Here is a 12,525-nt window from a genome sequence, read left to right as displayed (position 1 = left end):
CATGAACATCTCCCCTCCGTCTCGCATCGAGACCCTGCGACCGTCTCTGCCTCGTCGCGCCGCCGCCGAGTTCGTCGGCTCGGGTCTGCTCGTCACCATCGTCGTGGGCTCGGGAATCGCCGCCCAGCGACTGTCTCCCGAAGACGTCGGGCTGCAGCTGCTCGAGAACAGCCTGACCACGGCGCTCGGCCTGTCGGTGCTGATCCTGATGCTCGGCCCCATCTCGGGCGCGCACTTCAACCCGGTGGTCTCGATCGCCGACTGGCTGATCGGGCGCCGTGAGGGCACAGGGCTGCCGCTGCGCGACCTGCCGACCTACGTGTTCGCGCAGATCTTCGGCGGCATCGCAGGAACCCTCCTGGCCGGGGTGATGTTCGACACAGCACCCGCGTTCTCGTCCCATGAGCGCGCGACCGGCGGCCACCTTGTCGGCGAGGTCGTCGCCACCGCCGGGTTGGTGCTGCTGATCTTCGCACTCGCCCGCACAGGCAAGGCGTCGGCCACGGCTGTCGCGGTCGGCGCCTACATCGGCGCGGCGTACTGGTTCACCAGCTCGACGTCTTTCGCGAATCCGGCGGTGACCGTCGCGCGCATGTTCACCGACACGTTCGCCGGCATCGCGCCCGGCTCGGTGGTTCCGTTCATCGCCGCGCAGGTCGTCGGGGCCGCTCTCGGCCTCGCGCTGCTTCTCGTCTTCTACCCGACAGCCGCCCGCACCGCGAGCGGCGTCGTGGTCCCTCAGCAACTCGAGACCCAGCCCTGAAAGGCACCCATCCATGCACCTCGTAGCGATCGGCGGAAGCGACGCCGGAATCTCCACCGCACTGCGGGCCCGCGAACTCGACCCCTCGGTCGACGTCACCGTGGTCGTGGCCGATGCCTACCCGAACTTCTCGATCTGCGGCATCCCGTACTACTTCTCACGCGAGGTGCAGCCGTGGCAGTCCCTCGCACACCGCACGCACGCCGATCTCGAAGCCACCGGCATGACGCTGAGCCTGAACACCCTCGCCACGGCCATCGACGTGCAAGGGCAGCGGCTCACCGTCCGTGACCAGGACGGCACCGAGTCGAGCATCGCCTACGACGAGCTCATGGTCGGCACGGGGGCGTCTCCGTCGACGGCAGGCATCGCGGGTCTCGACAGGCTCGGCCCCGACGACGGCGTGCACCTGCTGCACTCCATGGGAGACACCTTCGCGCTCGAGCGCTACCTCGACGAGCATCAGCCCGAGACGGCGATCATCGTCGGTGCCGGGTATGTCGGACTCGAGATGGCCGAAGCGCTCACGGTTCGGGGCCTGCGGGTCACCCAGCTGCAGCGCGGGCCCGAGGTGCTCTCGACTCTCGACCCCGAGCTCGGCGCGCTGGTGCACGACGAGCTCACCCGACACGGCGTCGACGTGCTCACGAACACCCGCGTCGCGGAGGTCTCGCGCGAGGCCGGGCGGCTCACGGTGTCGGGATCGCGCGATGGCGAACCGTTCTCGCGCGGTGCAGACCTGGTGCTCGTCGTCGTCGGCGTGCGCCCCAACACCGGACTTCTCACCTCGGCAGGTGCCGCGACGGGCGAGGGTGGTGCCGTCGTCGTCGACGCCCGGATGCGCACGGGCCTGCCGCACGTCTGGGCCGCAGGCGACGGCGTGGTCACCCACCACCGTCTGCTCGGCCTCACGTATCTGCCGCTCGGCACGACCGCCCACAAGCAGGGACGCGTCGCCGGAGAGAACGCGATCGGCGGCGATGTGCACTTCGCCGGAAGCCTCGGCACGCAGGTCGTCAAGGTGTTCGATGTCGTAGCGGCTCGCACGGGCCTGCGAGACCACGAGGCGATCGCCGCGGGGTTCGCGCCGCACAGCCACACCGCGATCGCGGACGACCACAAGCGCTATTACCCCGGAGCCACTCCCATCAGCATCCGTGTCACGGGCGACACCCTCGACGGGCGCCTCCTGGGTGCTCAGCTCGTCGGAACGCGCGGCGCCGAGATCTCGAAGCGCGTCGACACGTATGCCACGGCGCTGCACCACGCCATGACCGTGGCCGAGATGAGCGACCTCGACCTGTCGTACACGCCCCCGCTCGGCTCGCCGTGGGATGCCGTGCAGGTTGCGACCCAGGCCTGGGAGCGAGAGGCGCGTTCGCTGTCGCAGCGTCTCGTCTGACACGCGCGCGCCGGTCGGCAGGGATCGTCGGCTGATCCGGGGGAGGACGGGACGCCCCCACCACGGGGGAGGCGGCAGAAAGGGCGCCCCATCCGATGCCGTCAATGGGCGGCACCCCAGCTGTCGCGTTACAGCGCGACAGAACTGTGTGGCAAGCGTGACACCAGCTGCCTCGCCGCACAAGCCCTATTGTCGACCGGTATGCCGCAGGGCCCCGGTCCGCGCAGTACCCCGATCAGGTCAGCGCTTCGGCGTGACGACGGAGCCCCCTGCGGTTCGAGACGTCGAGCTTGCGCATGATCCGGTGCATGTGGCTCTCGACCGTGCGCACGCTGAGCACGAGTCGGGAGGCGATCTCTGCGTTCGAGAGTCCGCTCGCGGCGAGGCGCCCCACCTCCTTCTCGCGGTCGGTGAGGGTGACCGCTGTCGCACCGAACCGCGCGAGGTCGTAGTGCCTCCCGGCATGACGCGCGCGGATCTGCTCTTCCCGCTCGACCGCGCGCTGCTGCCCCGACTCGTCTCCGTTCTCGGCGAACCAGGCCCGCGCGAAGCGGCAGGCCGAGAGTGCGGTGCCGGTGAGCCCCCGCACGTCCAGCTCGTCCGCGACGGTGAGCATCGCCAGAGGATCCCCCTGCACCAGTGCGCTCACGAACGAGGCCTGAGCCGCCAACCCCGCCGCCTCGGGTAGGTCCTTCGCATGTGCCATGGCGACGGCCAGCCGGGTCGGCGTCGGGTCGAGCTCGACTGCGGAGAGGAGTGCGGTGAGCCCGGCCATACGGGCTCCGCGGTTCCAGAGTGCTTCGCCGGAGCGGGCGAGCAGCTCGGCGGCCTTCTCCGTGTTCCCGTCGAAGGCGAGCAACTGCACCTGCGGCCATGCCTTGCTCTGACCCGGAAGCGGGCCGTCTTCGGCTCCGAGCTGTTCCAGGTCGGCGGCGAGCCGCTCGCCGGTCGTCACCTGTCCTCGCCGGATCGCGACCACTGCGGCGACCGCGAGCAGCGAGAGCTGCACTCCTGGTGGCAGGGGTGAGGGCTCGCCCGCCGAGAAGATGACTTCGAGCAGATCATCGACGGCGGCGTGATCGCCCGCTGCCAGATGACACAGCGCTGCGGCGGTGCCGAACGCTCGCACAGCGTCGATGTCGAGATAGCCGTGCGCTTCGTCGAATCCGCGCTGCAGCACGTCGAGCGCGGCGCTCGGGTCGCCCTGTCCGAAGAGCGCCATGCCGAGCAGCACGCGGGGGTTGTGCCGCTGCTCCTCGGTCTCGAGAGCCTCGATGAGGCCGAAGACCCGCAGCGCATCGGTGAAACGACCGAGGCTGACGAGCACGCTCATCTGGGTCTCGAGCATCATCAGCTTGACCGTCACAGGCAGCTCGTCGGACACCTCGAGGCGGTTGCCGAAGTCTGCGGGCACCGTGTCGAGATTCGCGAGAAGCTGCACCTCGGCGGCTCTCAGCATCCCGGCATGCACCCCCACTGTCTGGGATTCATCCTGCAGCTGTGCGACCGCCCGCTGCAGGTCGTCGTCGACGTAGGCGGTCCACTCGGCCTTGAGCACGGCGAACTCGGCACGGCTGGCGTCGTCCCCTGTGCGGGCGGCAGGAGACGAGAGGACGTCGGCGATCACGTCTCGCACCTTCGCCGTGTGCGTGTGCATGAGGGCGCGGATGTAACGCACGGCACTGGCGGCGGTCGGGTTCGCCTCCCACTCGGCGGCCGTGACGATACGGCGTGCGCGGGCACGCTCCTGCAGCAGCCGGACGAAAAGGGCATCCTGACCACCCGACGCTGTCGGGGACGACTGCTGGTCGGTGAGCACGGACCACACCGACTCCGGTGTGCTCAGCTGTCGCACGATCTGGCTCGTCAGTCGCGTGCGGCGCGCTGTGAGTGGCTCGTGCCGGAAGAACTCGACCAGCAGCGGCGGCATGACGGCCACGAGTTGGCGGTCGCCGCTGGGGATGAACGTGATCATCCGGCGCTCCTCCAGCAGCTCAAGGGTGCCCCAGTCGACGAGCTGGCTCGCCGTGTCGATATCGGCCACCCCCACGATCGCGATGATCTCGAGCGCGTCACGCGTCACGTCGTCGAGGCTCTCGAGGTGCGCCTCCAGCACCGCTCGCAGACCGCTGCTCCACAGATCGCGGGTCGCGGTCCACTCGCCGCCGCGCAGCACGAGACGCTTTTCACGCACGGTCGCGTCGACAAGGCTCAGGGCGAGGCCGATGTTTCCCCCCGACTTCGCGAACACCCGGCTCATCGTGCTCGCCTCGATCGGGTGCGACAGGTACTTCTCGAGAGCCGTCTCGAGCTCTTCGAAGCGCAACGGGGTCATGTCGATCACATACGACGGCTCGAGAGTCGACGCGGGCAGGCCGCTCGGAGTGTGTCTGGCTCGAAGACCCTGCAGACGAGAGAGCACGATCGGCACCCCGTACTCGCGTCGCACCGACTCCGCGACGCCCCACGACGACTCGTCGAGGTCATCCCAGTCATCGAGGAACAGCACCGAGCGAGAGGCACGGAGCGCCTGACGCAGCGAGTCGGCGGTCTCATGAAGATTCGGCCCCGGCCGTTGACCATTGGTCGCGCCGATGCCGGCGAGATGCAGCGCGGCGAGGGGATGCTGGCGCAGCGACGCGATCCCGCGCACAGAGACGACCGTCCACTCGTCCTGCTCGACGCGAGTGCGCAACGCCTGGAGGAACGCGCTGCGACCCGAGCCGCGGCTGCCGACGACATCGATGCTGACGCCCGCCTGAATGAGGTCCACCGCTGCGGCGAGACTCTCTTCGCGACCTACGACCATGAGATCCCGCTTCCTCACGCGCTGTTCCTACGCAAAAGTACACTCCAGGACCCGGCAGGGATAGACGCGATGCGGCCAGCCGACGCGGCCGCCCTTCCACGCGAGCCTTCCGCACGAGCGTGCGGATCTTCGCCTGAGTGGCGTGCGGTACGAGGGCTGAGCGCCGAGGTTGCGTAGCGATGGAGGATCTGCGGCGTCATGGGGGGCATCGGGCAGTACCGCGAAAGGGACTACTGAGTGCCGTGACCTCGGGTTCCGCAGGGTCGCGCGATCCTTCTACGCAACGGTGACGGGTGGCCACTGAGATCCGCCCCGACCACTGCTGAAGCCCTGAGGAATCACATTCGACTTCTCACGGCGCACTGCACTCTAGCTATGACCGCCAGTGCTGTACCCGCGCACCGCGGTCTCCCACCGACTGATAGCGACGTGCGCCGCGCGGATGACATGGAGACGACAACAGTGAGCGAGAGCCCTCGATTACCAGGCCGTCGAACGCTGCGGCGGCGGCGTCGCGCAGCGCGCCGCGTGCGTCTTGTCACTGCGGTGACGGCAACCCTCGCCCTGATCACGGGCGCCCTCGTGGTGGCGGCTCCGGCGATGTCGGCACCGAGCCACGAGTTCGAGATCACCAGCATCGCGTTCTCCGGGATCGATCAGACGCCCGGCGACGGTGTGTGCAAGACCGCGGAGGGAACATGCACGCTTCGCGCGGCGCTCGAGGAATCGAACGCGCTGAACGGCGCCCCCGGTGATGTCGTCATCACTGTGCAGGCGGGCCTCAGCGGAATCATCCGACCGATCCTGACGCGTTCTGCCGCCAACTGGATGCAGACGAGTTCCGTGTCGACGTGGGACCAAGGCGCGCTCTACCGCATCACAGCGCCGGTGACGATCGACCTAGACAACCGGGTCGCGATCATCCCCAGTTCGGAACCCATCGAGGCGGCGGCCTTCGAAGTAGCCGGCCAGGATGTCGTGCTGAAGAACTTCAGCAACATCCTCTCCAGCGGCACCTCCATCGTGATGGGCGAGCAGGCCAAGCGTGTCAGCCTCACGGGTGGCTCGACCGTGACCAAGGAGAACTACTTCCCTGAGCGCTTCATCGTCTACCGCCAGGGTGCCAGCGACATCTCGGTGAGCGACTATGAACTTCAGGGGTTCTACCACGAGGGCCCGCAGACCTCGGGGCTGTTCGTGTTCAACGCCACGACCGCGACACCGATCAAGAACATCTCGATCTCGCGCGTCAAGGTCGACTACACCTCCGGCGGCGTCTGCAATGCCGCCGACGGCTCGGGCTGCCGCACCAATCTGACCACCTTCTCGCCACGCGACCCGAACGTCGTGCTCGACGGATTCTCGTTCACCGATTCGACCGTGAAGAACCTCAACGGGGCGACGGCCTTCAAGTTCTCGAGCAACAGCACGACGGGTGTGAAGCTGTCGAACCTGGACATCTCGGGCAACCAGTTCCTCAACTCCGTCGGAGACGGCACGGGCGACGAGTACGCGTTCATCACCCTGCCGCCGGGCAACCTCAGTGGGGAGAACCGGATCTCACGCAACGACTTCGTGCGCGCGACGTCGGGGCAGACCATCGCGATCCGCTGGGACGGTCTGACCCGCAGCGGCACGGAGCCGAGCGGGCTCAGCATCACCGACAACTACTTCGACGGCTATGTCTCGAGCATCCGTCTTTCGCGCAGCGGCCTGACAACGGTCTCGGGCAACACCTTCGGCATCCGTTCGGGTTCGCAGATCAGACCGGCCACCGCCGAGGAGACCGCTGACGGAGTCGCTCTCCTCGTCGACAACAGCGGTGCGGCCTCGAATCTGGCGGTGTCGACCTGGCACCCGACGTCGAACGCCTCGGTCGTGGCTGCTCCGTCGAGCACCGCGCTGGTCGCAACGCCTCGTGCCGCGTATGCCGGTGGATCGTGCGCTGCGGAGGTCACCGTGCAGAAGCCGGTGACCGGGCAGAGCATCCCCAGCGGACCCGTGTCACTCGATCTCTACTGGACAGCCGACCGCACCGCCGAGATCTATCTCGGGCGTGTGACCGGAGTCGCCGACGCGACGGCATCCGTCGCCTTCTCGTTGCCGGTCGGACCCCAGACGCTCGCCGGCGCGACCGTGCCGACGTCTGCGCAGGCCGTGAACGCCACGACTGGCGACGTCTCGGGGTTCGTGCGCGTGCAGACGCACGTCGAGACCGCACCGCAGCTCACGTCTTCGCAGTTCAGTCGCACGGTGGCGGTGGCCGGCAACTGTCGCCCGACCCTCACGCTGGATCAGGCCGGCGGTCAGAACGACCCCACGATGAGTCGCGACCTGCACTACACGCTGAAGTCGTCGCTGCCCCTGGACCCGTCGACCGTCACCGGCGACGATGTGCAGCTGACCGCTGTGGCGACCGGAGACACCCTCGATGCGGCGCGGATCAACCCGCGAGTCGTGTCCGTGACGCCGATCGCAGGAAAGAACGGACTCGAGTTCGACGTGGTCGCGCGAGTCGATGACTCGGCGACCGTGTCGGCAGACGTCGCAGTGGGCCGCGTGACCTCGACCTCCGGGCTGACGAACACGGCTCCCGCCAGTTCCGTCGATGCCGGCATCACGTTCGTCAATCCGCTGCAGGTGACCTCTTCACGGTTCACCCTCGTCACGGGAGACGAGAAGGGCAAGTCCTACGCGATGATGCTGCGAGCCGGCGCTCCCGTGCCGACATCGCCGTTGACCTTCTCCTCGAAGATCGACGCCGCGGGCGTCGAACATGGAGTCGGTCTCTCGACCTCCGCTCCGGTCATCGCCCCCGGCGCGCGCTCGACGGAGTCGATCGTGCTGCAGGCGGCCGACGGAGATGTCGCGGCGAACACCGAGGCGACCATCGCAGCGACCGTCGCCTCGGAGGACTCCAACTACGACGGGCTGGTCGTGCCGTCGGTGAGTGCGTTCCTCTTCGCCACCGACCCGACCATCGAGATCGAGAAGCGGGCCTACGCCGACGTGGCTGACACCTCGACTCCCGAGACGATCGAGCAGACCGGCACGCCCGCGCTCACCGGCGCGCGCCTCGTCGACGGGCAGGCCGTGTGCTTCGTATACACGGTCACGAACCGTTCGGCGGACGACTGGACCACGAGCCTGCACGACGTCCTCGTCACGGACTCGGACCTGCGCCTCGGCGCACAGGGAGTGATCGGCTCGATCTCGCAGCTCGCCGTCGGCGAGAGCGCGAAGGCCGCCGGGTGCAGAGCGATCGTCTCGAACGGCACCGCCGACGGGTGGGGTCGATGACCGCCGTCGAGCCCCGGCCCCGCGGCCGCAGGCTGCCCGTGGTCGTGAGCATGATCGCCGTCGCCGCACTGACTGTCGCGGCGATCGGTGCAGGCACCTACGCGCTGTGGTCGTCGGAAGACACGTTCGCAGGCTCGCTGTGGCGGGCCGGAGACCTCTCGATGACCACCGAGGATGCATCGTGGCGGCAGGTCACCCCGGGGGTGACCGAACCGCGCTCGGGCGATCTGGCCGCCACGCCCGAGGACTTCTTCACGATGCCCGGCGACGTGATCGAGATCACCCAGTCGCTGGACACCTACCTGCGTGGCGAGAACCTGACCGCAGCGCTGAGCGTGGAGTTCGCCTCCCCGGGTGCCGTGCGGGCGCAGGAGGAGGCGGGTGACATCTCGGTGACGATGCGCGTGGAGGATGCCGACGGCAACACCGTCGCGACCGGCTCCGCCGACGGAGTGCCGCTGGCCGTGCCCGGTCTCGTGGGGTCGTCGCAGGGAGAGAGCGATCAGTGGTCGGTGATCGTGACCGTCGAGGTGCGCGGCGAGTACACCTGGACCGGCGGCGACGTTCGCTCCGCCACCGGCATCTGGGCCGCGGGCGACCTGATCGTCCGGCTCGACCAGGCACGCGGAAGCGTAGTCCGAGCGTGAGACGGCGCACTGTGATGTCGCTCACCGCCGCGGTCGCCGGCGTCATGACCTTCGGCGTGGTCTCGGCAGCGAACGCACTGTGGACCGCGAACGACGCGGTCGTGGTGCCCGAGCTTCGCACGGGGGCGCTGACCTTCGGAGCAGCCGCCGAATCGCAGCGCGTGCTGTCGGCCTCAGGCGAGCCGGTCGAGATCACTCTGCCCGGCACCGAGATCGCCAGCGTGCTCGATCAGGGCGGCCTGAGAACAGAGCCGGTGATCTGGCGCTTCCAGGTGACCGGGGCCGCTCTCGGCATCGCCGGACTCGACTACGACATCAGCCTCGGGAATCAGGTCTGGCGCGACGGTCGCTCGGCCGAGCTCGCCGAGGGCGTCGCCCAGGACGGCACACTGCTGGCGGACTCGACGGTTCGGATCTACCCGGCCGGCCTCGGCGACGACTGTTCGGTGATTCCTGACCCACCTGCCGGCGTCGACGAAGAAGCCGCCGTCAACGTGCATCTGCTCGATGCGTCCGATCGGACGCTGCAAGAGCCTGCCGCCAACTCCACGGGCGCCACGGTCAGCCAGACCTGGTGCGTCGCGATGCTCTGGAACCACCGAGCCGACGGCCTGTACGTCTCGGAGGCGAGTGCCCAGGGGATCGCCGTCGACGGCAGCGAGAACCGGGACTTCGACGCCTGGGATGCCGCGGTCGCCTTCCCCGCCTCGCTGGACGCCATCGGCGTCTACGACCACGTGGCGTGGGCGGAGGGAACCGGCGACGACGGCACCCTGTCGCGCGACGAGGCGTCGTGGAGCGGGACGGTGCACCCGGACCCGGCGGGCGAACCCGACCTCGTGATCCGCATCGACCCCCGTGTCACGAACGCGAACCCCGCTGCCGCACCTGGCGATCACGTCACGCGCTAGCCCCGAACCAGAACACACCAACCATGAGAAGGAAGAAGAACATGACCACCGAAAACCCTCAGATCATCGTCGTGACCGAAGAGAAGAAGAAGCGCCGCGGCGCGCTGCTGCTCGTCGCCGGCGGAGCCGCCGCCCTGCTTGCGGGCGGTTCGACCTTCGCCCTGTGGAGCGCGACCGACGGATTCGGCGGAGGACAGATCACCGCCGGTGACCTCGACGTCGTGCAGACCGCCGACACGACCTTCTGGGACGTCTCGGCAGACCGCGACGACGCCGCCGCCGCCGTCATCGGTACGGACGGCTCGCAGCCGGGCCACGCGCTGGCTCCCGCGGATGCGTCGACCTGGCGCATCGTGCCCGGCGACAAGGTCGCTGCCTCGTTCTCGGCTGACGTGACGCTGGAGGGAGACAACCTCGTCGGTCGCCTCTCGCTCGACGGCCTCACGGCGAACCAGTACGACATCAGCGGCATGACCTACACGTACGAGGTCTACCAGGACGGAACGCTCGTGCAGCCCGAGACCGCGTTGCCCGTCACGGCGGATGCCACGCTGCTGTACCTCTCGGCGCCGCAGTCGGGTCAGAGCGCTGGCCTCGAGGACGCGAACGGCACCACCGTGCTCGCGATGGCCGAGACCACGGAGGACGTGACTGTCGTCGTCTACGGCGCCTTCTCGTCGGCGGTCACCGACCGCACCGACGTCACGCTGACCGACACCCTGTCAGGGCTGAACCTCACGCTCGAGCAGGTTCGCGACACCGGCGAGCAGTTTTAAGGCCCACGGTCGGGAGGCGCCCCGCGACAGGGGCGCCTCGGTCGTCCCACACGAACCACGAAGAGAGACGCACGCATGCGCACCACCGGCAGGATTTCGCAGAGCTGGTACGAGTCACCCTGGCGCATCGCCGGACGGGCCGTATCGATCGCGCTCGTCGTGACCGTGCTCGCGCTCGTCGCCGCGCTTCTCGTGGTCCCGCGCATAGCCGGCGGCACCTCGCTCACGGTGCTCACCGGTTCGATGGAACCGACGCTCGCACCCGGTGACGTGGCGGCAGTGCGAGGGGTCGCGCCCGATCAGGTGTGCGCCGAGATCGGGGTCGGCGACATCGTGACCTATCTGCCGGAGCCGGGCGACCCGGCTCTCATCACCCACCGCGTCGTGGGCAAGACCGTCGGCACGTTCGACGACGGCACGCACTGCAGGCTCATCACCCAGGGAGACGCGAACTCGGCCGCAGACGCGCCCGTGTCGCCCGAGCAGGTTCGCGGAGCGATGCTCTACAGCCTCCCCGCGCTCGGATGGGTGCGCCAGTGGGCCACCGACAACATCGTGGTGCTCGGCGTCGCACTGGTCGTCGGTCTTCTCGGCTACGGCGCCTGGAGCACCTTCCGGCGGCCTCGCACCCGCGTGATCATGACGTCCGGATCCGGATCCGGCTCCGTCGGTCCGGCTTCGGCTTCGGCACCGGCGTCTGCCGCACCGGCATCCGTCGCCGATGCATCCCTTGCCGATGCCCTCCGGATCCGTGAGCTCGATCTCAGAGAGCGCGAACTCGCGGTCCGCGAAGAGGTGCTCCACCTCGCGCGGCTCAGACTCCTCCCGTTCGACGAGGACTCGTTCCGCGAGATCCTGTCGAACGCGTCGAATCCCGAGAGAAGCCGGTGATGAATCAGGTGGACGGCGTCCTGGCGGACATTCGACGACGCACCCGGCGGGCGACGCTCATCGCCTGGATCCTCGCCCTCGTGCTCCTGCTCACGCTGGCGGGGGCTCTCTCAGCTGCGGGTGTCCTGCCTTCGATGTCGGCCGATCCGACGAGAGACATCGCGTCGACCGGTGAACCCGCCGACAGGGCGATTGCACCGGCATCCGACGCCGATTCGCCGTCGTGGGATGCAGTCTCCGAGGCCGCCTGGGACGGCCCGGCGACCCACCTGGACTGGTCTGGCCGCGGCTATTCGACGGCGGAGTCGTCGTTCGTCGGTCAGCGCATCGCCGCGCCGGGGGATCGCTCTCTGCGCACCCTGATGCTGACGAACGGCGGCCCTGCGCACGCCGGTCTCGCCGTGTCGCTGCTTCTGGATGAGGGGATCCCCGACGGCGCTCGCAACCTCGGCCTCGCCGACGAGATCGAGCTGTTCTGGAACGTCGACGGTGTCGAGGGGCGGCAGCCCTTCTCGGCGCTCATGGAACGGTCGGCCGGCGTGGTGGAGATCGCAGAGGTTCAGGTCGCCGAGGGTGAGACGGTGGCCGTGCAGATCGGGTTCGAGCTTCCCGCCGCGACCACACTGCAGCGCAACGAGGAACATGCGTCGACCGAGCTCGCGTTCGACGTCGTCGCGACGATGTCGGGCGATGTCGACGAGCAGCCGGATCGGCTGGCGACGACGGGTGCAGGGCCGCTCTTCCTCTTCGGGATCGCCGCGGCGCTGCTGCTGCTCATGGGGCTTCTCCTCGTCGCCGGTCGTCGGCGGCGGTGCGACGACTGCTCGAAGACCATCGGTCGGGACGAATCCTGGGTGGACCTGACAGCACACGGCCTCGGCCGACAACGCGTGTGCCCGGACTGCGCCCTGCGCGGCACTACTGCGGCGGGCGCTGCGCACTACTGAGAGATCGGGCGTCGGCACCGAAGACCGTCGTTCCCGGCTCGGAATCCGCCCCCTTCTCCGCATGCGGGCGTGCGGTGCG

Annotated in this window: 9 protein-coding genes; 8 read left to right on the top strand and 1 reads right to left on the bottom strand. The window is 68.7% G+C overall.

What is annotated here, in order from left to right; genetic code table 11:
- Position 1: 1 nt before the first annotated feature.
- Both RQG82_RS05925 and RQG82_RS05920 read left to right on the top strand, forming a co-directional pair.
- On the top strand, positions 2-763 hold the full coding sequence (locus RQG82_RS05925) for an MIP/aquaporin family protein (RefSeq protein ID WP_311258186.1): 762 nt from the start codon (positions 2-4) through the stop codon (positions 761-763).
- A 13-nt stretch (positions 764-776) separates the two neighbouring features.
- Entirely contained in the window at positions 777-2,165 is a 1,389-nt protein-coding gene (locus RQG82_RS05920; RefSeq protein WP_311258185.1) for an FAD-dependent oxidoreductase, read from the top strand.
- 235 nt (positions 2,166-2,400) lie between these two features.
- Here the strand turns inward: RQG82_RS05920 and RQG82_RS05915 are convergent, their stop codons facing one another.
- Positions 2,401-4,992: a LuxR C-terminal-related transcriptional regulator gene (locus RQG82_RS05915; RefSeq protein ID WP_311258184.1), complete on the bottom strand. Its 2,592-nt coding sequence runs from the start codon at positions 4,990-4,992 to the stop codon at positions 2,401-2,403.
- Between the two features lie 528 nt (positions 4,993-5,520).
- On the opposite strand from RQG82_RS05915, the gene RQG82_RS05910 reads away from it, so the two are divergent.
- From RQG82_RS05910 to RQG82_RS05885, 6 genes are all read left to right on the top strand, one after another.
- A complete protein-coding gene (locus RQG82_RS05910; protein WP_311258183.1) occupies positions 5,521-8,274 on the top strand; it encodes a hypothetical protein in 2,754 nt (917 codons plus the stop codon).
- Positions 8,271-8,921, top strand: a complete 651-nt coding sequence (locus RQG82_RS05905) for a SipW-dependent-type signal peptide-containing protein (protein WP_311258182.1) — start codon at positions 8,271-8,273, stop codon at positions 8,919-8,921. Before RQG82_RS05910 ends, RQG82_RS05905 begins: the two co-directional genes overlap by 4 nt.
- 14 nt (positions 8,922-8,935) lie before the next feature.
- Complete coding sequence (locus tag RQG82_RS05900) at positions 8,936-9,832, top strand: hypothetical protein (protein ID WP_311258181.1); 897 nt, start codon at positions 8,936-8,938, stop codon at positions 9,830-9,832.
- Positions 9,833-9,873: 41 nt separating this feature from the next.
- The gene (locus tag RQG82_RS05895) at positions 9,874-10,608 is read left to right on the top strand and encodes a SipW-dependent-type signal peptide-containing protein (RefSeq protein ID WP_311258180.1); all 735 of its coding nucleotides are present in this window, start codon (positions 9,874-9,876) and stop codon (positions 10,606-10,608) included.
- Positions 10,609-10,683: 75 nt separating this feature from the next.
- Positions 10,684-11,499 (top strand): signal peptidase I, encoded by an 816-nt coding sequence (locus tag RQG82_RS05890; protein ID WP_311258179.1) that lies wholly within the window; start codon positions 10,684-10,686, stop codon positions 11,497-11,499.
- A complete protein-coding gene (locus RQG82_RS05885; RefSeq protein ID WP_311258178.1) occupies positions 11,499-12,446 on the top strand; it encodes a hypothetical protein in 948 nt (315 codons plus the stop codon). Before RQG82_RS05890 ends, RQG82_RS05885 begins: the two co-directional genes overlap by 1 nt.
- Positions 12,447-12,525: the final 79 nt, after the last annotated feature.

Source organism: Microbacterium sp. WCS2018Hpa-9 (assembly GCF_031843745.1).
Classification (GTDB): domain Bacteria; phylum Actinomycetota; class Actinomycetes; order Actinomycetales; family Microbacteriaceae; genus Microbacterium.
Note: the sequence above shows the minus strand (reverse complement) of the source record. Positions and strands in the feature narration are given on the sequence as shown.